Source organism: Thiorhodococcus minor, from assembly GCF_010820565.1.
GTDB classification, from domain to species: Bacteria; Pseudomonadota; Gammaproteobacteria; order Chromatiales; family Chromatiaceae; genus Thiorhodococcus; species Thiorhodococcus minor.
The window spans coordinates 67,089-87,680 of sequence record NZ_JAAIJQ010000003.1; the positions used below are offsets into that span (position 1 = coordinate 67,089).

The 20,592-nt window shown below is 66.5% G+C and carries 20 protein-coding genes; 13 read left to right on the forward strand and 7 right to left on the reverse strand.

Annotation, left to right across the window (positions count from 1 at the left end):
• Positions 1–259: 259 nt before the first annotated feature.
• Positions 260–1,576: an APC family permease gene (locus tag G3446_RS01660; RefSeq protein WP_164450659.1), complete on the forward strand. Its 1,317-nt coding sequence runs from the start codon at positions 260–262 to the stop codon at positions 1,574–1,576.
• Positions 1,577–1,644: 68 nt separating this feature from the next.
• On the opposite strand, the gene G3446_RS01665 is transcribed toward G3446_RS01660, so the two are convergent.
• The 3 genes from G3446_RS01665 to G3446_RS01675 all read right to left on the reverse strand — a co-directional run bounded on the left by G3446_RS01665 (position 1,645) and on the right by G3446_RS01675 (position 3,994).
• On the reverse strand, positions 1,645–2,076 hold the full coding sequence (locus G3446_RS01665) for a type II toxin-antitoxin system VapC family toxin (RefSeq protein ID WP_164450660.1): 432 nt from the start codon (positions 2,074–2,076) through the stop codon (positions 1,645–1,647).
• Positions 2,070–2,330 (reverse strand): type II toxin-antitoxin system VapB family antitoxin, encoded by a 261-nt coding sequence (locus tag G3446_RS01670; protein WP_164450661.1) that lies wholly within the window; start codon positions 2,328–2,330, stop codon positions 2,070–2,072. The genes G3446_RS01665 and G3446_RS01670 overlap by 7 nt, the downstream gene beginning before the upstream one ends.
• A 101-nt stretch (positions 2,331–2,431) precedes the next feature.
• Positions 2,432–3,994 carry a c-type cytochrome gene (locus G3446_RS01675; protein ID WP_164450662.1) on the reverse strand — a complete coding sequence of 521 codons (1,563 nt, stop codon included), beginning with the start codon at positions 3,992–3,994 and terminating at the stop codon, positions 2,432–2,434.
• Positions 3,995–4,308: 314 nt separating this feature from the next.
• Between G3446_RS01675 and nifB the strand changes: the two genes are divergently transcribed.
• From nifB to draG, 8 genes are all read left to right on the forward strand, one after another.
• Positions 4,309–5,808: a nitrogenase cofactor biosynthesis protein NifB gene (gene nifB / locus G3446_RS01680; RefSeq protein ID WP_164450663.1), complete on the forward strand. Its 1,500-nt coding sequence runs from the start codon at positions 4,309–4,311 to the stop codon at positions 5,806–5,808.
• Between the two features lie 140 nt (positions 5,809–5,948).
• Positions 5,949–6,227, forward strand: a complete 279-nt coding sequence (locus tag G3446_RS01685; RefSeq protein WP_164450664.1) for a 4Fe-4S dicluster domain-containing protein — start codon at positions 5,949–5,951, stop codon at positions 6,225–6,227.
• A 162-nt stretch (positions 6,228–6,389) separates the two neighbouring features.
• Positions 6,390–6,833, forward strand: coding sequence for an ArsC/Spx/MgsR family protein (locus G3446_RS01690; RefSeq protein WP_164450665.1), 444 nt, complete (start codon positions 6,390–6,392; stop codon positions 6,831–6,833).
• On the forward strand, positions 6,833–8,134 hold the full coding sequence (locus tag G3446_RS01695) for an FprA family A-type flavoprotein (RefSeq protein ID WP_164450720.1): 1,302 nt from the start codon (positions 6,833–6,835) through the stop codon (positions 8,132–8,134). Before G3446_RS01690 ends, G3446_RS01695 begins: the two co-directional genes overlap by 1 nt.
• 61 nt (positions 8,135–8,195) lie before the next feature.
• Complete coding sequence (locus G3446_RS01700) at positions 8,196–8,480, forward strand: 2Fe-2S iron-sulfur cluster-binding protein (RefSeq protein WP_164450666.1); 285 nt, start codon at positions 8,196–8,198, stop codon at positions 8,478–8,480.
• A 16-nt stretch (positions 8,481–8,496) separates the two neighbouring features.
• Positions 8,497–8,844 (forward strand): 2Fe-2S iron-sulfur cluster-binding protein, encoded by a 348-nt coding sequence (locus G3446_RS01705; protein WP_164450667.1) that lies wholly within the window; start codon positions 8,497–8,499, stop codon positions 8,842–8,844.
• 2 nt (positions 8,845–8,846) lie between these two features.
• Complete coding sequence (locus G3446_RS01710; protein WP_164450668.1) at positions 8,847–9,431, forward strand: nitrogen fixation protein NifQ; 585 nt, start codon at positions 8,847–8,849, stop codon at positions 9,429–9,431.
• Positions 9,406–10,359, forward strand: a complete 954-nt coding sequence (draG, locus tag G3446_RS01715; protein WP_164450669.1) for an ADP-ribosyl-[dinitrogen reductase] hydrolase — start codon at positions 9,406–9,408, stop codon at positions 10,357–10,359. The genes G3446_RS01710 and draG overlap by 26 nt, the downstream gene beginning before the upstream one ends.
• A 232-nt stretch (positions 10,360–10,591) precedes the next feature.
• On the opposite strand, the gene G3446_RS01720 is transcribed toward draG, so the two are convergent.
• The 3 genes from G3446_RS01720 to G3446_RS01730 form a co-directional block, all read right to left on the reverse strand.
• Positions 10,592–10,999: a bacteriohemerythrin gene (locus tag G3446_RS01720; RefSeq protein WP_164450670.1), complete on the reverse strand. Its 408-nt coding sequence runs from the start codon at positions 10,997–10,999 to the stop codon at positions 10,592–10,594.
• Between the two features lie 235 nt (positions 11,000–11,234).
• Entirely contained in the window at positions 11,235–12,119 is an 885-nt protein-coding gene (locus tag G3446_RS01725) for an SIR2 family protein (RefSeq protein WP_164450671.1), read from the reverse strand.
• Between the two features lie 213 nt (positions 12,120–12,332).
• On the reverse strand, positions 12,333–14,258 hold the full coding sequence (locus tag G3446_RS01730; RefSeq protein ID WP_164450672.1) for a DEAD/DEAH box helicase: 1,926 nt from the start codon (positions 14,256–14,258) through the stop codon (positions 12,333–12,335).
• Between the two features lie 297 nt (positions 14,259–14,555).
• Here G3446_RS01730 and G3446_RS01735 point away from each other — a divergent pair, with 297 nt between their 5' ends.
• The 4 genes from G3446_RS01735 to G3446_RS01750 all read left to right on the forward strand — a co-directional run bounded on the left by G3446_RS01735 (position 14,556) and on the right by G3446_RS01750 (position 19,293).
• A complete protein-coding gene (locus G3446_RS01735; RefSeq protein ID WP_164450673.1) occupies positions 14,556–15,884 on the forward strand; it encodes an ABC1 kinase family protein in 1,329 nt (442 codons plus the stop codon).
• A 177-nt stretch (positions 15,885–16,061) separates the two neighbouring features.
• Positions 16,062–17,762, forward strand: coding sequence for a cation:proton antiporter domain-containing protein (locus tag G3446_RS01740; protein ID WP_164450674.1), 1,701 nt, complete (start codon positions 16,062–16,064; stop codon positions 17,760–17,762).
• 105 nt (positions 17,763–17,867) lie between these two features.
• Positions 17,868–18,533 (forward strand): protein-L-isoaspartate O-methyltransferase family protein, encoded by a 666-nt coding sequence (locus G3446_RS01745; RefSeq protein ID WP_164450675.1) that lies wholly within the window; start codon positions 17,868–17,870, stop codon positions 18,531–18,533.
• A gap of 181 nt (positions 18,534–18,714) precedes the next feature.
• Positions 18,715–19,293 (forward strand): isochorismatase family protein, encoded by a 579-nt coding sequence (locus G3446_RS01750; protein ID WP_164450676.1) that lies wholly within the window; start codon positions 18,715–18,717, stop codon positions 19,291–19,293.
• Positions 19,294–19,298: 5 nt separating this feature from the next.
• Here G3446_RS01750 and waaA read toward each other — a convergent pair whose 3' ends face one another.
• Positions 19,299–20,576 carry a lipid IV(A) 3-deoxy-D-manno-octulosonic acid transferase gene (gene waaA, locus G3446_RS01755; protein WP_164450677.1) on the reverse strand — a complete coding sequence of 426 codons (1,278 nt, stop codon included), beginning with the start codon at positions 20,574–20,576 and terminating at the stop codon, positions 19,299–19,301.
• Positions 20,577–20,592: the final 16 nt, after the last annotated feature.

Below are 20,592 nucleotides of genomic sequence, written 5' to 3' on the forward strand. Positions count from 1 at the left end.
TAAGAAAAGATATTGGCTGTTGTATGGAGCTCACCTGCAGGATGCGCAATCGCCACCCCGCAACGCATTGAAATCCTTTGCGCTCTTCGTGCACTTTGCGGTTCGACAGCTCTTCTGAGGTCGATGCCAAGAACGCTCGTGCTGCACGATCTCCAGCCGGCTGCTCGGACCGATCGCTGCCGTCGGCGCCGTCATCAGTCATTGACGATCGAGGATTCTGTTAGGCTTCGGCATCCGCTGCTTCGAGACTACGCCAGCCATGTCGACCACCCACTCGCAAGAGCGCCGCTTCGGGCCAGTCACCGCGATCTCGCTGGTGATCGCGACCATGATCGGCACCGGCGTCTTTACCACGACAGGCTTCTTGCTGCGCGACATCGGCTCACCGCCGGCCGTCCTGGTCGCCTGGCTGCTCGGTGGGGCCGCGGCGGCCTTCGGCTCGCTGGCCTATGCGGAGCTGGTCGCCGCGCTGCCGCACAATGGCGGCGAATACCAGCTGCTGTCGCGCATCTACCATCCGGCGCTGGGCTTCATCGCCGGCTTCGTCTCGCTGGTCGTCGGCTTCGCCGCCCCGGTCGCGGCGAGCGCCATCGCCTTCGGCGAGTACCTCAATCTGGCACTGGGCACGTCCGCCGTCTCGCCGGTCATCTCCGGCCTGGTGCTCGTGGTCGCCGCCTCGGTGATCCACTCCATCCACCTCGGGAGGGGCAGCCGGGTCCAGGATCTGCTCACCATCGGCAAGGCCCTGCTGATCCTCCTCTTCATCGTCGGCGGACTCGCCGCGGTGGATCCCGCGCGGCTCGTGGGGAGCGGAGACTCCCAAACCGTCGCCGCCGTGCTGTCCCCCGCCTTCGCGGTGGGGCTCATCTATGTGTCCTACGCCTACAGCGGTTGGAATGCCGCGGCCTATATCGCCGGCGAGGTGCGCCAGCCGGAGCGCTACATGCCGATCGCCCTGGGCACGGGAACCCTGCTCGTGACGCTGCTCTATCTGGGGGTGAACACGGTGTTTCTGGGCGCCGCACCCGCCGAAGAGATCGCGAGCGCGGGGGAGCGCGTGGGGGCCGTCGCGGCCATGCATGCCTTCGGCGAACTGGGAGGACGCATCCTCAGCGGACTCATCGCCATCGGCCTGCTCTCGACCGTCGGCGCACTGGTCATGACCGGCCCGCGCATCTACGAGGCCATGGGACGCGACTACCCGGCCATGCGCGTGCTCGCGCGCCGACGCCTCTCCGGCGGCCCCGTCATCGCCATCGCCCTCCAATCCGCGCTCGCCGTGGCCATGATGCTGACCTCCAGCTTCGAGGCCTTGGTGAGCTATGTCGGCTTCACCCTCTCGGTGTTCGCCGCGCTGACGGTAGGCGGGGTCTTCGTCCTGCGCGCCCGCGAGCCCGAGCTGGCGCGGCCCTACCGCACCTGGGGCCACCCCTTCACCACACTGGGCTTCCTCGCGCTCATGACCTGGATGACCGTCCACGCCGTCCACCAGCGCCCCATCATCGTCGCGGTCGGCGCCTTGACGGTCTTGCTCGGCTGGCTTGGCTACCTGGCGGCGCGGCGCCTGGGGCGGTAGGGCAGACCACCTGGGGCTCGGCCTAAGCCCCGAAATTCCATCGATGAGATCAACTCGCGACCGGTCGGTCAACCGCGTTCCGCTCCGTCTTGAGGGGACTGAGGCGAGCCAATGACAACGGCAGGGAGATCGGTCCGAGGAAAGTCGTCACCCTTGAAGAGCAACGGCTGTTTAAGGGTGCTCGCCAAGGCATAGGAGCAGCAGTCGCCGAGATTGAGTGAGGCTGGGTGCAGCCCCTTGCCGAAACGCTCATAGGCCACGCGAGCCACACGCGCCTGAATCGCGTCGAAAGGCACGACCTCGACGCCGAGATCCGCAAGCAAAGCCTCCAGCTCAGCGACGGCATCGGCTCCTTTGCGCCGATAGAGCACGATCGATGTCTCCAAGACGGAGAAGGCGCTGATAAAACGCACGGGATCCGCGGCCAATGCGGTCGATAAGCACTCGGCCTCAGGCTCTCCGAGCAGAATCGCAACCAGAGCCGAGCTGTCGATCACCATGGATCGAAGGCTCCCTCCGAACTGTAGCCAAGGATGTCCTCCGCTGAGCTCCGATCATGGTCAGGCAGCTCTGCACACCGCTCCCGCGCTTGCCGAATTCGAGCGATTGCGGAGACCTCACTGCGCTGGCGCTGCAGCCGACCAGCACGCTCCTGCAGGGCAGAGAGGATGATTTGCGGGATCGGCTCTCCGGTTTGACTCGCCAGCTCTCGCGCCAGCTGCTCGACTTCTTCATTGACGATCGTGAGAGCCATGCTTTCGACCTCCTCTGCAGACGCTGCCCGAAGTGTACCAAGTTGACCCTGCCTCCCCCAGGAGGCGGTATCATCGCCGCCCCAAGATCCCACGCCGAGGCTCAATCCATGTCGCCGAGAAGCCGACCATCCGGACCATCGACCTTGCCGTAGAGGCTGAATCGGCTGGCGTGGAAACGCTCGGCCGTCTCCTGTAGATCCCCATTGAAGCGCGGATCCTGCGGCCGCTGGTGGGCGTCGACGAAGGCGGCAACGTCCCAGGCCTCCTGATCCGTCAGGGCTCCGCCGATCCCGAAGGGCATGTTGGCCTTGATGAAGGCCGCCGCGGTGTCGATGGCGTGCATGCCGGCACCCCAGTTGTAGGACTCGGGCCCCCACAGCGGCGGAAAGACCACCTGGCCCTTGGCCCTGACCACACCCGCGCCGTCGCTGCCGTGGCAGAGCGCGCACCGGGCGGCGTAGACCTGCTCGCCGCGTTTCGGATCGAAGCCCCGTGACGTCTCTTTCAAGGGCGCATAGCCGCGGCCCGGCAGCCTGGTCTCGCCGGTCGGCGCGCCTTGGGCCAGCCAAAAGCCGTAGGCCGCGAGGGCGCGGATCGGCTCGCTGTCCGAGGGTGGAGGAGCACCGGTCGACGAGCCCTCGGCATTGAGCGAATAGGCGAAGCAGCCCTGGAGACGGTCGGCGAAACCCTCGACCCGCTCGGTCTTGCTGCGGTAAGCCGGATAGGCGACCCAGGCGGCCCACAGGGGCGCTGCACCGGCAAGCCGCCCTGCATCCAGGTGGCAGTGGACGCAAGCGAGCCGGTTTCCGACGTATTCGGCCGAGGCGGGATGCCGGTTGGTCTCGAGGAAGATCGCCTGGCCCTTTTTGACCAGCTCACCGAGCGGACCTGAGGGCATGGCGTCGCGGGCGGGCGGCCGAAAACCGATGGGCGCCGGCTTGGACGCCGACACCGCCGAAGCCTTCTCGGCCTTTGCGATCAGCGCCTGGTCCGGGGCCTTTGGCGCCGGCGTCGCCCGTCCCGGCGGGAGCGCCGCATAGTAGGCCGCAAGGGCTTGGATCTCGGCGTCACTGAGCTGCGCGGCCACCGTCCGCATGAGGCCGAGTGGATCATTCGCCCGCCGGCCATCCCGCCAAGCCTTGAGCTGCGCCTCCAGATAGCTCGCCTGCTGGCCGGCCAATCCCGGAAAATAGGCGCCGACCCCATTGCCGTCCGGACCATGGCAGCCCGCGCAGGCGGGCAGCCGACGCTGGGACCAATCGCCCCAGGCGATCAGCCCCGAGGCCGTTTGCGCCACCGAGCCCTCGGGCGGAGCCGCTGAGGGCGAAGGCGGAGGGAGCCCCGCGTAGTAGCCCGCCACCGTGGCGATCTCACCATCACTCAGATGCATCGCCATCGCATGCATGACGGCGCTATCGCGCCGCCCGGAAGCCAGATCGCGGAGCTGCTTGGCGAGATAGCCGGCGTCCAGTCCCGCAATGCGCGGGTAGCCGGCCCCGGCATTGCCGCCGCCGTCTGGGCCGTGACAGCTCGCACAGGGCGCCACCCCATGGCGCGTGCCCTGCTCCGCGATACGCCGACCCGCATCTTCAGGGCTGGCGGCACCCGCCTGCATCGCGAAAATCAGAGAGACCAGAGCACCAGCCAGGAAAGCTCGTTTCATTTCACCGCCCCCAAGCAGTCGACAACCAGAGCTTACCGCATCGCCATTGGAGCGCTCGGCACGCGCAGCTCAGCCCAAACCCGCGGAGAGCAGCCCTCCGATCGACGCGACCCAGCCCCGTCAAGCTGTCCGCATTCTCACAAGGATCCTCTGGGCCGTCTGTCGCGATCCTAACAAAGCCACCGCAGCAGACAAGAAAACCCTTTCTAGATCAGCGCGATGAAATCACAAGAAAGCCAGGCACAAGCTTTGCTTAATCTCTCCTAGATTTCGATTCAACCGGGCAAGCGCCCGATTTTTCCGGAGGCGGCGTGATGGATTTGAATGTAGTGAGCCAAAGCGGAGGCTGTGCGTCGAGCGGCTGCGGCAGCAGCGCCGATCGACTCTCTCATCTGCCGGAGGCGATCCGCGCGAAGGTCGATAATCATCCCTGCTTCTCGGAGGATGCGCACCACCACTATGCTCGCATGCATGTGGCGGTCGCGCCCGCCTGCAATATTCAGTGCCACTACTGCAACCGCAAGTACGACTGCTCCAACGAGTCGCGCCCGGGCGTCGTCTCCGAGCTGCTGACCCCGGATCGGGCGGTCAAGAAGGTCATCGCGGTCGCGGCCAACATCCCCCAGATGACGGTGCTCGGCATCGCCGGCCCGGGCGACCCGCTCGCCAACCCCGAGCGCACGCTCGAGACCTTCCGCCAGCTCTCCGAGAAGGCGCCGGACATCCGCCTCTGCGTCTCGACCAACGGCCTGGCGCTGCCGGAGGTGGTCGACGAGATCTGCAAGCACAACATCGAGCACGTCACCATCACCATCAACTGCGTGGATCCGGACGTCGGCGCCAAGATCTATCCCTGGATCTTCTGGAACAACCGCCGCGTCAAGGGCCGCAAGGCCGCCGAGATCCTTATCGCGCAGCAGCAGAAGGGCTTGGAGATGCTGGTCGAGCGCGGCGTCCTGGTGAAGGTCAACTCCGTGCTCATCCCGGGCGTCAACGACGAGCACCTCAAGGAAGTCAGCCGCGCGGTCAAGGCCAAGGGTGCCTTCCTGCACAACGTCATGCCCCTGATCGCCGAGCCCGAGCACGGCACCTTCTACGGTCTCATGGGCCAGCGCGGCCCCAGCAACGAAGAGCTGCAGACCCTGCAAGACGCCTGCGCCGGCGACATGGCCATGATGCGCCACTGCCGCCAGTGCCGCGCGGACGCGGTCGGCATGCTCGGCGAGGATCGCGGGCACGAGTTCACGCTCGACAAGATCGAGACCATGGAGATCGACTACGAGGCGGCCATGGCGCGCCGCGCCGAGATCCATGCCGAGATCGAGGCCAACCGCACGGCCCAGCGCCAGCAGACCGGCGAGGCCTTCGTGTCGCTCTCCTCACTGAAGCGCGGCCTCAAGACCAAGGCCGCCGAGCCCCGCCCCGTGCTCATGGCCGTGGCCACGACAGGCGGCGGCGTCATCAATCAGCACTTCGGCCACGCCCGCGAATTCCTGGTCTACGAGGCCTCGGTCAACGACGTGCGCTTCGTCGGCGCGCGCAAGGTCGATCTCTACTGCTCGGGCGGCGACACCTGCGGCGATGCCGAGACCACGCTGCAGAAGATCATTCGCACCCTGAAGGACTGCGAGGCGGTGCTCTGCTCCAAGATCGGCTACGAGCCCTGGAGCCAGCTCGAGGAGGCCGGCATCACCCCGAACGGCGAGCACGCAATGGAGCCCATCGAAGAGGCCATCGCCGCCGTCTACCAGGAGATGGTCGCCTCCGGCCAGCTCGAGCAGGCGGGCGCGGAGCCGCAGCGCCTCACGGCCTAGCGCGCAATTTCGATCAGTAGGCTGGACGAGCAAGCGCGAAGTCCACCGAATTCCGCGCCGGCATTGGTGGACTGCGCTGCGCTTGTCCACCCTAAGGCGGGGTGCAAATTTCCGAGTTTCGGATCAAGGGGACGAATTCAATGGCATTCAAGATCGTCGAAGGCTGCGTCAACTGTTGGGCCTGCGAGCCGCTCTGCCCGAGTCAGGCCATCTTCGAGGCCAAGCCGCATTTCATGATCGACGCCAAGAAGTGCACCGAGTGCGAAGGCGAGTACGCCGACGCGCAGTGCGCGAGCATCTGCCCCATCGAAGGGGTCATCTTGGACGGGCTCGGCGTGCCCGTGAATCCGCCCGGCTCGCTGACCGGCATCCCGCCCGAGCGCCTCGCGGCCGCCCGGGCCGAGATCCAGGCCCGCTGAAGAACATCGAACCGCAAAGGCGCGAAGGACACGAAGACATGCGGCTTTGTGGGCACTGCATCCGTTCAGCCGCCGTACCAGGATCCGCCTCGGCCTCACCCGCTGAAACTCTTGGCGCTCTTTGCGCCTTTGCGGTTCAAGAACATTCCGGAGCCTAGCAGCGTGACAACCTCGGTCGTCTTCTACGAAAAGCCCGGCTGTATCTCGAATGCCAAGCAGAAAGCGATTCTGCGCGCGCACGGGATCGAGCTGAGCGTGAAGAACCTGCTCGCGGAGCCCTGGACCGCAGAGCGTCTGCGCCCCTTCTTAGGCGCGCGACCGGTGCGTGACTGGGTCAACCCGACGGCGCCGCGCGTCAAGCAAGGCGAGGTCAGGCCGGAGGCGCTGGACGAGCCGACCGCGCTCGCCCTCATGGTCGACGACCCGCTGTTGATCCGCCGCCCCTTGATCGAGGCCGACTGCGGCCGTGGCTGCGGCTTCGAGCCAGGCCCCCTATTGACCGCGCTTGGCGTCGACCTGGACGCGAGCCAAGACCTGCAGTCCTGCTCCCAGACCGGCCCGGACCCGCACTGCGACCTGCCGACCGCGGAGGCGACGGCGCGATGATGCCCCTCCAAGCAGAGCCCGCCGCTCGAGCCATCGCCAAGCCTGGCGAGTCGGTCGAGATCGCCCCAGGCGTGCACTGGATCGGCGCGCTCGATCCCACGCTGCGCACCTTCGACATCATCCTGCGCACGGCCAACGGGACGACCTACAACTCCTACATGGTCCGGGGCACAGATGGCGTCGCCATCATCGACACCGTCAAGGCCGAGTTCGCGGACGACTTCTTCGCGCGCATCGAATCGGTCGCGCGCTACGACGAGATCCGCATCATCGTCCTCAATCACCTGGAGCCGGACCATACGGGCGCCCTGCCCGAGCTGATGCGCCGCGCGCCCCAGGCCAAGCTGTATATCTCGACGCGCGCCACCGCCATGCTCAAGGCGCTGCTCAAGCCCAAGGAGGACAAGGGACCGCTGGCGTTCGAGACCGTCGGCACGGGCGACGAGGTCTCGCTCGGCGACCGCACCCTGCGCTTCCTGCATACGCCCTTTCTGCACTGGCCGGACACCCAGTGCACCTATCTGGTGGAAGAGGGCGTGCTCTTTTCCGGCGACGTCTTCGGCTGCCACTACTGCGACACCCGGCTGCTGAACGACCGCTGCGGCGACTTCCGCTTCGCCTTCGACTACTACTACGCGCACATCATGCGGCCCTTCAAGACGCACGTCATGGACGCGCTCAAGCTGATCGAGCCGCTCCCGCTCAAGACCATCGCACCCACGCACGGGCCCATCCTGCGCGACCGTCCGCGCCGCTACATCACCCGTTACCGCGAGCTGTCCACCGCGAGCTTCGCGGACAAGATCGGCAACGAAGAGCGCTCGCTCATCATCTTTTACATGAGCGCCTATGGCAGTACCGCGCGCATGGCCGAGGCCATCTGCGCCGGTGCCGAGGAGCAGCCCGGGCTGCGTGTCTCGCTCTACGACCTCGAGGGCGGCGAGACACAGCCCTTCGTCGACCTGATCGAATCGGCGGACGCACTGGCCCTTGGCTCGCCCACCATCAACGGGGACGCCGTGAAGCCGATCTGGGATCTGCTCTCGTCGCTCGCCGTGATCGATCTCAAGGGCAAGCTCGGGGCCGCCTTCGGCTCATACGGCTGGACCGGGGAGGCCGTGCGCATGATCGAGGACCGCATGCGCGGTCTGAAGATGCGGGTCCCGGTCGCCGGACTTCGCGTCAAGCTCATCCCGACCGATGAGGAGCTCGACGAATGCCGCGCCTTCGGACGCGACATCGCGAGCGCCATCGCCAGTGGGGAGAAGGGCAGGGTCATCGACTTTGCCGAACTGGGTTAACGACAGATCGACCAAGCTCGAGTGCTTAACCTCAACCTTTAGAACCTAGGAGTTTTCAACCATGGCCAAGGCCAAGATCACCTTTTCGGACATCGACCAGACCGTCAACGTCCCGGCCGGCACGCGGATCATCGAGGTCTCCGAGAAAATCGGCGCCGGCATCATCTACGGCTGCCGCGAGGGCGACTGCGGCACCTGCATGACGCATGTCGAAGAAGGCTGGAACAACCTGACCGAGCCGTCCGTGCTCGAGGAAAAGGTCCTGCGCGAGAACATGGCAAGCCGCCACGACCGTCTCGCCTGCCAGGCCCAGATCCTCGGCGACTGCAAAGTCAAACCTGCTTGATGATTGGAGAAGCAACGTGGCTCTCGTAACCTTTTCGAACCCCGAGTACAAAGACAAGACCGTCTACGCCGTGGCCGGCAGCCACACGGAGACGCTGCTCAAGCTCGCCAAAGAGCACAAGATCCCCGTGCACCACGACTGCCAGGACGGCGAGTGCGGCAACTGCCTGGTGCGCGTCACCAGCGTCGACAACAAGGCGCGCATGGGCTACCACCTGACCGAGAAGGAGCAGACCGTGCTCCGTCACCTCGGCAAGCTGACCAAGGATCAGATCGACCAGCTTGCGGTCGATGACATGCCCAGCGAGTGGCGTCTGGCCTGCCAGATGATCGTTCGCGACGAAGACATCCTCGTGGAGTACTGATCATGTCCACCCTGGCCCGTGACCTGACACTGGACTCCGATCGAATCTATGCCCGGTTGATGGTCCGCGCGGCCGGGGATGGCAATGATCGCGCTTTCGCGAGCATGATCGCCTCGCGCGCCGCCGGCGGCGGCGCGCTCCCCGCCTGGCTCGGACTGGAGGTCACCGACTTCCACCAGCTCATGGCACACCACTTTCCCGGCGTCTCCCCGGATGTGCTGTCGGCGATGGACGGCCAATCCCCAGTGACCGCCAACCGGCTGGACGAGCGCGAGGAGCTGCTCCAGCTGATGCTGTCCAACCGCGCCAGCCGATCGCCCTCCGAGGCCTGGATGGCGCAAGTGGTCGCGGCCGGCTGCATGGCGAGCGACCACCTCTGGCACGACCTCGGCCTCTGGAACCGCAAGGAGCTGACCGAGCTGATGCGCCGCAACTTCCCCGCGCTGGCGTACCGCAACGACAAGGACATGAAGTGGAAACGTTTCCTCTACAAGCAGCTGTGCGAGTCCGAGGGCGTCTACGTCTGCCGCGCCCCCTCCTGCGAAGTCTGCGCCGACTACCATGTCTGCTTCAGCCCCGAAGAGTAGCGAGCTGACACAGGGAATCACCAAACAAGCCGTCATCGGCCGCGCCGTTGCGGCCTATCTGGGCCTTGCGATCGGCGACGCCCTTGGCGCCACGGTCGAGTTCCTGACCCCACGCGAGATTCGCGACCAGTACGGCGAGCACCGCGACCTCATCGGCGGCGGCTGGCTGCGTCTGCGCAAGGGCCGCGTCACCGACGATACCGAGATGAGCCTGGCGCTCGGACAGTCCATCCTGCGCATGGGCCGCGTCGACGCCCGAGACATCGCCGAGTCCTTCAGCGACTGGATGCGCACCAAGCCGGTCGACATCGGCCACACCGTGCGCCGAGGCGTCAGCCTCTACCGCCGCACCGGCGAGACCCAGGTCCCAGAGAACCAGTACGACGCCGGCAACGGCGCCTGCATGCGCGCCCTGCCCATCGCCCTCTACACCCTGGGCGCGGATCTGGAGCAGATCGCCGCGGCCAACCGGGTACAGTCCCACGTCACCCACCACAACACCCTCGCCGACGCCGGCACCCTCACCGTCATCCGCATGGTGCAGATGGCCATCCTCGGCGGGACACGCGACGATCTGCGGGCGCTGACCGAGGAGCTGGTCAGCAGCCACCCGAGCTACCGCTACGATCGCAAGCCCATGGAAAACCCCGGCGGCTACATCGTCGAGACGCTGCGTGCCGTCTTTCAGGCCCTGATCGCAACCGACAGCTTCGAGGCGGCCATGATCGACGTGGTCAATCGTGGCGGGGATGCGGACACCACGGGCGCCATTCTGGGCATGATCGCGGGGCCTTTGTATGGAGCTGAGGGACTTCCGAGACGCTGGCTGCGCACGCTCGAAAAGGAGACCACCCAGGCCTGCCAGAGCCAGGCGATCGCCTTGGTGAGCGCCGCGCCTCTCACCCAGAACGAAGATCTTCGGCACTAGCTCGCGGGGTCACTGGCCATGTCTAGGGGCTGGCCCAGAGGCGCGAGCTTCCCCCAGACCTTGGAAATCGCCCACCCATTGTGCAGAGGCTCTAGGGAGCGGCTCGAAAACGGCGAAGTCGCCCGCAAGCGGGCTCCTACTGGGGCGAGGCGTTTGGCACCGGACGCCCCAGGCGACCACACATCAGTGCGGCCGCCCGTGATGCACGGGGGAGTGATCGCTGGAAGGCGTCTTAGCCGGAGCTACGGCCCGCATTGGCGGTGACATGCGCCGCCAGGGCGCTGTCCATGGTGACCGCGTGCTGCGCGAACCAGCTAGGAAGCTGCTCCACGACATAGGACCTCGCCAAGGCGACATGCCCCTTCTGCAGGCGAGAGCCGAACCAATCCATCTCTCCGAGCACTCGGCGATGCTCGGTGCGGTGCTCCTCGGTCGCGCTGAAGCCCGTCTCGCGCATCATCACCTCTTCCGCGGCGAAATGGGCGTGGGTGTGCTGGACCATCTCGTTGAAGAGATAGGCAAAGGCGGCACTGCTCGCCTCGGCCATGCGGTTGACGAGGTCAACGAGCTCCCGGTGGTTGCGATCCATGGCAGGCACGCCAAGGAGATAGCGCTCCTCGAAATCCTCTATCAGAGCCATGGCTCCTCCGCGGGCTTCGCGTCAGGCGCTGAACGGTCGGACTTCAGCGCATCGATCCATCGATGGTGGTGAGCTGCCCCGGCGCGAACCGATCCGGGACTCTAAGGCGCGATGACGCGCCCTTGGCTCCAACCATAGCAAGCCCCGAAAAACGGGGAAAAGAGGAAATCGCAATTTCGGAGCCCCTGGACCGAGCCAGGGACGCGAGGCGGAAGACGCGCTGGAGCCCCGCCCCCTAGCAGCCGACCTCGCCAGTCTCGGGGATCAGCTCCGCGACGGCATCGGCCTGCCCGGCCGCGGCCAGCAGCTCGGGCCAGTCCGCCTCGACGATCTCGACGCCCTTGGTGGCGAGGAAACGGCGCTCCTTCTCCGTGGGCTCCGGGATCAGGGCCCAGCCGGCGGGCTCGCCTGCCGCATAGATGATGTCGGACATCACCATGCGCTCGGTATCCCGTAGAAAGCGCAGCCCCAGGAAGAGGTACTGTTTGCCCTGGCGATGGGTCTTGACGAAGGCAGGGATGCCGAAACCGCCCATCAGCTCCGTGAGATAGTCGACGAAGTCGGCATCCGAAGCGATATAGGTCTCGTCCGGTTTGGGGCTGCCCATGGGCTTGAAGAGGATTGGCAGACTGGGATCGACGTCTTCCTGAGCGACCTCCCGGTAGGTCTCGCCATCATAGGCGTGGATCCGAAAGCGATAGTCGGTCCCCCCCACTCGGGCGATACCGCGGATGAGCGTATGCGGCTGATCCGCGTAGGAATCCTGCAGCTGCAGATCGCGGTTGATGTCGATGACGTAGGGCGGGCGGATGCCCTTGATCCAATCCTGTAGGGGCGAGCGTGTCCAGGTACGCTGCGCATAGGTCGCATTCAGGAACCGATGGACGGCACTCCGGCCCCGCTTGAGCTCGACATCCATGGCGGCACGCGGGAATTCCCACATGAGCCTTGGCGACATGGGCTTGCCATTGTTCATGGCGATGATGAGGCTGTCGCTGTCGGCCGGCATGGCCTCGCCGTTGGCGACATCCGTGACCCCGCTGAGTGCGCCAGGGCCGAGGTAAGGGACCAGCTCGCCGCGAGCCAATTGGCCCGCGAGGCTTTCGAGCGTGACTGTCATTGCGGTTACTCCTGGGCAGTCGATGGATTCAATGAGCCAAGCAAATAACCTGCCAATACACAAGGAATCGGCACCTTCGGGCCTGCGGCCTTGCCGCACGCGGCCTCGACGGAGCAGGTGCGCACGGCGCTTGAATACGGAGCCAGACCGCAATGTCGCCCGACGGCGCGACGCTTGTCGCCTTTGCGACAAGCTGGCGCTAAGGCAGCAGAGTCAGTCCCTGGGCTTGCGGCGCGGACGCGCGTCTCGATTGAAGGGCTTGCCGTCGCGCCCAGCGGAGGGACGTCGCGAAGAGCCGCCCTCGCCACCTTGGCGCCGCGGACCCTCGCTGAAGCGCGGCGGCTTGGCCCGCGGGCCTGCCGAATCGCGGCCGCCGTCACCCGCATCGCGTCCCGCGCCCCAGGAGCGGCGCCCGGAGGCCTCATCGGCCAGGGTGATGCGCAGCGGCTGGCCGCAAACATAGACGCGCTTGAGGTGCTTGAAGATCTCGCGCGGCATCCCCTCGGGGAGGTCGACGACGGAGTGATCCGTCTGGATGTCGATGCGGCCGATGTAGCGCCCTTCCAGACCCGACTCGTTCGCAATGGCGCCGACGATCTCGCGCGGCGTCGCGCCGTGCTGATGGCCGACCTCGATGCGATAGCTGACCAGATCGGCGTCCCCGCCGCCCTGGCGCGGCCGTTGATTGCCGCGGCGCTCGTCCTGACGGTCCCCGCGCCCAGCATCACCGTCGCGCTCCCGCCCCCGCCGCGGCTCGCGTCTGCCACGCTCCGCGCGGGAGTCGTCGCGCTCGCGCCGGTAGGGGCGGATCGGATCCTCCTGGACCTCGAGCGGCCGCTCGAGCTGCCCGAGATAGGCCAAGGCCGCCGCGATGTCCATCATCTCCACCTCCTGCTCCTGGGCGATGCGCGAGAGCAGCCGATAGAAGAAGTCGAGGTCTTGCTCGGTCAGGGTCTTGAGGACCTCCTGGGTGAAGCGGTCGATCCGCGTCTCGCTGAGCGCCGCGGCGGAGGGCGGATCCATCGCCGGCACCTGGCGCCGAATGATGCGCTCGATCGCCCTCAGCAGGCCGCGCTCGCGCGGCTCCACCAGCAAAATGGCACGCCCGGCACGGCCAGCGCGCCCGGTCCGGCCGATGCGGTGGACATAGGCCGAGGGATCGGTCGGGATGTCGTAGTTCACCACATGGCTGATGCGCTCGACGTCCAGGCCGCGCGCGGCGACGTCGGTCGCCACCAGGATATCCAGCTGCCCCTGCTTGAGCCGCTCCACCGTGCGCTCGCGCATCTCCTGATTCATGTCGCCATTCAGCGGCTCGGCGGCGAACCCATGCGCCTTGAGCTTGTCGGATAGCTCGGTCGTCGTGTTCTTGGTGCGCACGAAGATGAGCATGCCGTCGAAGGGCTCGAGCTCCAGGATCCGTGTCAGCACGTCGAGCTTGTGGAAGCGGGTGACGACGCAGTGGTGCTGGTCGATGGTGTCGACGGTCTCGGAGTCCGCCTCGATGCGGACCTCGACCGGATCCACCAGACGATCCTGAGCCACACGGCGAATGGCCGGTGGCATGGTGGCCGAGAAGAGGGCGACCTGGCGCTCGGCCGGCGCCTGATCGAAGATCCAGTCGATGTCCTCCGCGAAGCCCATGTTGAGCATCTCGTCGGCCTCGTCCAGGACCAGGGTGCGAATACCGTCGAGCTGCAGCGTGCCGCGACGGATATGGTCCATCACGCGCCCCGGCGTTCCGACGATGACCTGCGGATTGCGCTTGAGCTGGCTGAGCTGCAGACCGTACGCCTGCCCGCCGTAGATGGGCAGGACATTGAAGCCTTTGAGGTTGCGCGCATAGCCCTGGAAGGCCTCGGCCACCTGCAGCGCCAGCTCGCGCGTCGGCGTCAGCACCAGCAGCTGGGGCCGACGGACATCTGGGTCGATGTTGCTCAGCAGCGGCAGCGCGAAGGCGGCGGTCTTACCCGTGCCGGTCTGCGCCTGACCGAGTAGATCGCGGCCAGCGAGCAGGTGAGGAATGCACTGGCTTTGAATGGCGGTCGGGGATTCGTAGCCGAGATCGCGCACGGCCATTGCAATAGCGGGAGAAAGACCGAGCTCGTCGAAGCTGGTGCTCGTGTCGGGGGTGTCCATGGTGGGCCTCTCGAGAGGAAGGTCGCGGCCCGGGAGAAGGCCGAAGGGCCAGCCGAATGATGGGCGCGAAAGTAACAGAGTATTATCAATGATTCTCCGCCTGTCCGCAACTAATATCTGACCGGAAAGCTCGACTTCTACGCCAACGGCTGGCCGAGTCCGGGCGCCGATCGCCGGCCAGCCGACTTGCACTTCGGAACCCAGACACCAGCTTTCTCAGCCATCGCGCCTTGCACAAGCGTCGCAAGGCGCAAGCATTGCAAGACAAATTCAGACGAATCGCCGGAAGGAGCCCCAATGACCCAAACCAGCGACGCGCGCGGCACCGCCGTCCCCAGCAAACGACTCAGCCGGCTTTGGCACCTCGGACGCGCGACGACCGACCTGGCCGCCGGCATCGGCTTCACGGGGCTGGTCGACATGGCCCGCACGCGCGGCGGCGGCCAACCGGCACGCATCCAGCTCTCGCCCGAGCACACGCGCCGCTTCACCGACCGCCTGGCCAAGATGCGCGGCGCCGTGATGAAGATGGGCCAGCTGATGTCGATGGACGGCTCCGACATCTTCACGCCGGAGGCGGCGGAGATCATGGCCTCACTGCGCGACCGCGCCGAGCCCATGCCCTTGAGCCAGCTGGCTCAGGTGCTGGAGCGCGAATACGGGTCCGGCTGGGACAAGGGGTTCAAGCGCTTCGACTTCACCCCCATCGCCTCGGCCTCCATCGGCCAGGTCCATCGCGCGGAGACCAAGGACGGGCGCAAGCTCGCCCTCAAGATCCAGTTTCCCGGCGTGCGCGATAGCATCGACAGCGATATCGACAACCTCGCCTTTCTCGGCCGCTCGCTCGGCATGGCGCCGAAAGGCATCGACATCGACCCCTTCCTCGAAGAGGCCCGCCGTCAGCTCCATCGCGAGGCCGACTATGCCGCCGAGGCGGACGCCATGGACGCCTATCGCGAGCGCATCGGCAACGACGAAGCCCTTTTCATCCCCGGCGTCCATCGCGATCTCACCACCCAGAGCATCCTTGCAATGGACTTCGCCGAGGGCGTGCCGATCGACCACCTGGCCGGACCGGACTACCGCCGCGCCGAGCGCGACCGCGCCGCCACCCTGCTGATGCGCCTGACCCTGCGCGAGCTCTTCGAGCTCGGCCTGGTCCAGACGGACCCGAATTTCGGCAACTATCTCTACGAAGCCTCGAACGGCCGCATCGTGCTGCTGGATTTCGGCGCCACCAAGCCGGTCTCGGCGAAGCTCGTCGAGCAGTACCGCGCGCTCGCCCAGTCCGCGCTCGCCAAAGACCGCGGCGCCATGCGGAGCGCCTGCGTGGCACTCGGCTATGTCGGCGAGAACGACCCGAGCGAGCATGTCGATGCGATGGTCGATCTGCTCGAGATGGCCGCCGAGCCCCTGAAGCACCCGGGCCACTACGACTTCGGCACGTCCAATCTCTTCGAGCGCGTCTACCATAGCGGCCGCGAGCTGTTCCACTCGGGCGCGTTCACGACCGCGCCCGCGCCGGACACCATGTTCCTGCACCGCAAGTTCATGGGCTCCTTCATGCTCTCCAGGCGACTGCGCGCCCGCGTCGACCTCGCCGAGATGGCGCGAACCTGCATCTAGCCGACTCGCCCGCAAGCGGGCTCCTTACGCGCGCGGCGCCTCCCCCCTGATACGGGGAGAGGTGCTGCTGAGCCGCCCCGACGGATCCGCACCCCACGCGGGGCCGGCCGCGCGCGGGCGGTTTCCGACCTCGGCGCGCCGCATACGCTCAGGCCCGGAACTTGGTAGAGTTCCCACATGGAATTGCAGAGTTTTATCGTCTCCGCGATCGTGCTGCTGACGGCGGCGGCGCTCTCTGTCGCCCTCTTCAAGCACCTTGGGCTCGGCTCCATCCTGGGCCTGCTGGTCGCCGGCATCGTCGTGGGACCGCATTCGCCCGGCCCCTATGTCACCGCCCATGTCGACGACGTGCGCAGCTTCACCGAGCTGGGCGTCGTTCTGCTGCTCTTCATGATCGGACTGGAGATGCAACCGAAGCGGCTCTGGGCGCTGAGGCGCGAGGTCTTCGGGCTCGGGACTGTGCAGATCCTGCTTTGCGGCTTCGGCATCGCGGCCTACATCTCCTTCTACGAGGCCTCCTGGCAGGCCACGCTCATCATCGGGCTGACCATGGCGCTGTCCTCCACCGCCCTGGTCATGCAGCTCCTGCACGAGCGCGGCGACCTCGCGACCCGCCACGGCACCAGCGCCTTCGCCATCCTGCTCATGCAGGATCTGGCGGTAGTGCCCATGCTCGCCATCGTCCCCTTGCTCTCGGACCTGGGATCTGGCTCGCCCGAGCTGCCCTTCTCCCAGCAAGCCCTGACGCTGGTGGGGATGCTCGCCCTGGTGATCGTCTGCGGGCGCTACCTCGTCCCCTTCGCGCTGGAGCGCCTGCTGCGCCAGAACAATCGCGAGGCCTTCGCCCTGGTCGTCATGCTGGCGGTCTTTCTCGCCGCCTGGGCCATGCACGAGGCCGGACTCTCGATGGCGCTCGGGGCCTTCATGATGGGCATGCTACTGTCCACATCCCGCTTCAGCTTTCAGATCCAGGCCCATATCGAGCCCTTCAAAGGGCTGCTCATGAGCCTCTTCTTCGTGGCCGTGGGCATGTCGATCGACCTGCCGGCGATTGCCGCTCAGCCCCTGCTGCTCGCCCAGCATGTCCTCGTCATCCTCGCCATCAAGCTGGTCGTGCTCTTCCTCATCGCCCTGCTCTTCGGGCTGCCGCGCGGGGTGGCGACCCGGGTTGCCTTCCTGCTCGCGCAGAACGGCGAGTTCGGCTTCGTGCTCTTCGGCTTCGCGAAGGCCATGGGGGTGATCGGGGAGTCCACCTTCGTCATCGCCGTCAGCGTCATCTCGGTCAGCATGCTGCTGACCCCCATCCTGGTGGGCATCGGCGACAAACTGGCGCGCCGCGCCGAGCGACGCCGCGACGCCCCAGAATCCTTCGACTACGAGGCCACCGGCATCCAGCCGCAGGGGCGCGTGGTGGTCGCGGGCTACGGCCGTGTCGGCCATACCATCGCAACCCTGCTCGAGGTCAACCAGATCCCCTTCATCGCCTTCGATACCAATCCGACCAATGTCGAGCGCGGCGTGCGCGACGGCCGCGCGGTCTACTATGGCGACATCGGCGACATGGAGCTGCTGACCGCCGCCCAAGTCGGCAATGCCTCGCTCGTCATCCTGACGATCGACCATGGACCGACGGCACTGCGCGCCGTCTCACACATCCGCAACGCCTATCCGCAGGTGCCCGTCATCGCCCGCGCGCGCGATCTGGAGGCCTGCGGCAGCCTGATCCGGGCCGGGGCGACCCGCGCCTATCCGGAGGCGATCGAGAGCAGTCTGCGACTCGGGGCCGAGGCACTGCAGATGCTCGGCATCTCGACCGAAGAGGTGGATTCGCTCTTGAGCGGAGTGCGCAGCGAGAATTACGCCCAGGTCGTTGAATGAGAAGGGTGAGCGACCTCGCCCGACCCCAGAGTTGCCTTGGTGAGACAAACTCAGTAGGCTCTCCCGCCGCATAACATAAACGCCTGATCCGAGGACACTTCGACAATGGAAACCAGCACTGAGCATGCGCGGTTCAACATGATTCAGCAGCAAATCCGGCCTTGGGGCGTCCTCGACGACCGCGTCTTGGATGTCATGGGAGAGCTCCTGCGCGAAGCCTTCGTGCCCGATGCCTACCGCGGCCTGGCCTACGCGGACATCGAGATCCCGATCGGCGCGGAGAGCAGCATGCTTGCCCCGAAGCTCGTCGGACGCATGCTCCAGGCGCTGCAGGTCCAGCCCGGCGACAAGGCCCTGGAGATCGGCACAGGCACGGGCTATGTGGCGGCCTGCCTCAGAAACCTGGGTGCGCGCGTGATCAGCGTCGAGATCGACCCAGCCCTGGCAGCCGAAGCAACTGCTCGACTCACTGCGCTGAAGGTGAAGTCGGTCGACGTCCGTGAGGCGGATGGGCTCGCCAGTGCCATTCCCGGCGGTCCCTACAACGTCATCGCGATCACAGGCTCCATGCCGACCGACGACGACCTACCCCGCTTCCAGGAGCAGCTTGCCGTCGGCGGCCGGCTCTGCTGCTTCCTCGGCACCGAGCCTGTCATGCAGTGCGTGCTCGTCACGCGCGAGAGCAAGGATGCGTTTCGCCGCGAGGCCCTGCTCGAGACCAGCGTCCCGCCATTGCGCAACGTCGTCGAGCCCGAAACCTTCGAGCTCTAGGCCGGCAGCGACCGCGCCCGAGCCCGAGCAACGGCGGCCATCCTGGCCGAAAAAATCGGCGCAGGCAGCCCGCATTATTAGCTTTATCAATCCTTGATTTCGATAAGGCTAATAGCGCACACTCCTTCGGCTCCCGTATCGTCGGCAGCACAGACGTACAACGATTTCGGAGGACAGGCCAATGACGACACATCCGGCCCACATGCCCCTGTGCCAACGCGCATCTTCCCAGCTCCTGATCATCGACGCCCAGGAGCGGCTCGCCGCCGCCATGCCACTGGACGAGCTCGAGCTGGTGGTCGAGAACATCAACCGCTTGGTCTCGGCCGCGAAGATCCTGGACATCCCAGTCATCGCGACACAGCACAACTCCAAGGGACTCGGCCCCATCATCGACACCATCAGCTCCAACATGCCGAAGGTGCATGAGCCGACCGAGAAGACGGCCTTCTCCTGCTGCACGGCGCCTGGCTTCGAGCGCAACATCTCGCTGCACCCCGACCGCCGCCAGCTCGTCGTCGTCGGCATGGAGGCGCACATCTGCATCTCCCAGACGGTCTCAGGCCTGCAGCGCTGGGGCTATCAGGTCTTCGTGCCGTCCGACGGCATCATCTCCCGCAAGCCGGCCTGCAAGCAGAATGTCCTCGACCGGATGCGCCATGGCGGCGTCCAGGTCGTCTGCACGGAATCCGTCGGCTTCGAGTGGATCGGCGACTCCACGGACGCCCAGTTCCGCGACGTCTGGTCGCTGTTCAAATAGGATCGCTAATCGAATAGGTCGCCTTCCGCGTCGGCGTCGATCACCGCCACCAGGCGGTCCAGCGCCCCGCGATTGCGCTCCACCACGGCGCGGCCCTGCTCGCCCACCTGGGCACGCAGGGCCGCGTCGCTCAGCCAAGCCTGCATCAGCGCGGCGAGCCCGGCGGCATCCGCGACACGCACCGCGGCACCCTCCCTCACCATCATCTCGGTGATCTCGGCGAAGTTGAAGGTATGAGGCCCCACGGCGACGGGCACGCCCGCGGTCGCGGCCTCGAGGAGATTGTGTCCGCCAGTCGGCACCAGACTGCCGCCGATGAAGGCAGCGTCACCGGCGGCCAAGAAGGCCGCCAGCTCGCCCATGGTGTCGCCCAAAAGGACGGCCCTGTCCTCACGGCAAGGCTCCTCGCGGCTGCGCCGCGCCATGGCCAGCCCCTGCCGCTCGACCAGGGCGGCGACGCGATCGAAGCGCTCGGGGTGACGCGGCACCAAGACCAGGAGCGCCTTGGGCAGGCGCGCCAACAGACGCCGATGCGCCTCCAGCAATTGAGCGTCCTCGCCCTCGTGCGTGCTGGCCGCAACCCAGACGGGGCGCTGAATCCCCCAGCTCCTGCGCAAGGTCTCCGCCAGCTCGCGCTGACTCGCGGGCTGGCGGAGATCGAACTTGATGCTGCCCGTGACCTGCACGCGCCCGGCATCCGCCCCCAGCGCGATGAGCCGTTGCGCATCCGCGTCGCTTTGGGCCGCGATGCGCGCGAAACGCTGTAGGGTCTCCCTGGTCAGACCTCCCACGCGCGCATAGCCGCGCGCGGATCTCGCCGACAGGCGCGCATTGGCCAGGACGACGGGGATGCCCTGCCGCTCGCAGGCGGCCAGCATGCTCGGCCAGATCTCGGTCTCGACGACGACCACCAGCCGAGGACGCACCTGATGCAGGAATCGCCGCATCACGCCGGGCAGGTCATAGGGCGTATAGCGATGCGCGACCGCATCGCCGAGGAGATCCTGGACGCGCGCCGCGCCCGTGGGCGTGGTCGTGGTCACCAGGACGCGCAGGGCGGGATCGCGGCCGCGCAGCCGCCGGATCAGCAGCTCGGCCGCCTGCACCTCCCCGACCGAGACGGCATGGATCCAGAGGTCGGCCCTCGGCGCGGCATCGCCCGAGGCCAGCCGCTCGCCGATCCGCCGCCGGTACGCAGGCGCCTTGAGGCTGCGCGCATAGAGGCGGAGCAGCGCCATCGGCAGCAGTAAGCGCAGCAGGATCGAGTAAACGCCCAGAGTCATGCGTCAGGTCCCTGCC

Excerpts from the sequence above, each read along its gene's own strand:
- G3446_RS01660 (WP_164450659.1), top strand. The coding sequence starts at position 260 with ATGTCGACCACCCACTCGCAAGAGCGCCGCTTCGGGCCAGTCACCGCG.
- G3446_RS01665 (WP_164450660.1), bottom strand. The coding sequence starts at position 2,076 with ATGGTGATCGACAGCTCGGCTCTGGTTGCGATTCTGCTCGGAGAGCCT.
- G3446_RS01670 (WP_164450661.1), bottom strand. The coding sequence starts at position 2,330 with ATGGCTCTCACGATCGTCAATGAAGAAGTCGAGCAGCTGGCGCGAGAG.
- G3446_RS01675 (WP_164450662.1), bottom strand. The coding sequence starts at position 3,994 with ATGAAACGAGCTTTCCTGGCTGGTGCTCTGGTCTCTCTGATTTTCGCG.
- nifB (WP_164450663.1), top strand. The coding sequence starts at position 4,309 with ATGGATTTGAATGTAGTGAGCCAAAGCGGAGGCTGTGCGTCGAGCGGC.
- G3446_RS01685 (WP_164450664.1), top strand. The coding sequence starts at position 5,949 with ATGGCATTCAAGATCGTCGAAGGCTGCGTCAACTGTTGGGCCTGCGAG.
- G3446_RS01695 (WP_164450720.1), top strand. The coding sequence starts at position 6,833 with ATGCCCCTCCAAGCAGAGCCCGCCGCTCGAGCCATCGCCAAGCCTGGC.
- G3446_RS01700 (WP_164450666.1), top strand. The coding sequence starts at position 8,196 with ATGGCCAAGGCCAAGATCACCTTTTCGGACATCGACCAGACCGTCAAC.
- G3446_RS01710 (WP_164450668.1), top strand. The coding sequence starts at position 8,847 with ATGTCCACCCTGGCCCGTGACCTGACACTGGACTCCGATCGAATCTAT.
- draG (WP_164450669.1), top strand. The coding sequence starts at position 9,406 with ATGTCTGCTTCAGCCCCGAAGAGTAGCGAGCTGACACAGGGAATCACC.
- G3446_RS01720 (WP_164450670.1), bottom strand. The coding sequence starts at position 10,999 with ATGGCTCTGATAGAGGATTTCGAGGAGCGCTATCTCCTTGGCGTGCCT.
- G3446_RS01725 (WP_164450671.1), bottom strand. The coding sequence starts at position 12,119 with ATGACAGTCACGCTCGAAAGCCTCGCGGGCCAATTGGCTCGCGGCGAG.
- G3446_RS01730 (WP_164450672.1), bottom strand. The coding sequence starts at position 14,258 with ATGGACACCCCCGACACGAGCACCAGCTTCGACGAGCTCGGTCTTTCT.
- G3446_RS01735 (WP_164450673.1), top strand. The coding sequence starts at position 14,556 with ATGACCCAAACCAGCGACGCGCGCGGCACCGCCGTCCCCAGCAAACGA.
- G3446_RS01740 (WP_164450674.1), top strand. The coding sequence starts at position 16,062 with ATGGAATTGCAGAGTTTTATCGTCTCCGCGATCGTGCTGCTGACGGCG.
- G3446_RS01745 (WP_164450675.1), top strand. The coding sequence starts at position 17,868 with ATGGAAACCAGCACTGAGCATGCGCGGTTCAACATGATTCAGCAGCAA.
- G3446_RS01750 (WP_164450676.1), top strand. The coding sequence starts at position 18,715 with ATGACGACACATCCGGCCCACATGCCCCTGTGCCAACGCGCATCTTCC.
- waaA (WP_164450677.1), bottom strand. The coding sequence starts at position 20,576 with ATGACTCTGGGCGTTTACTCGATCCTGCTGCGCTTACTGCTGCCGATG.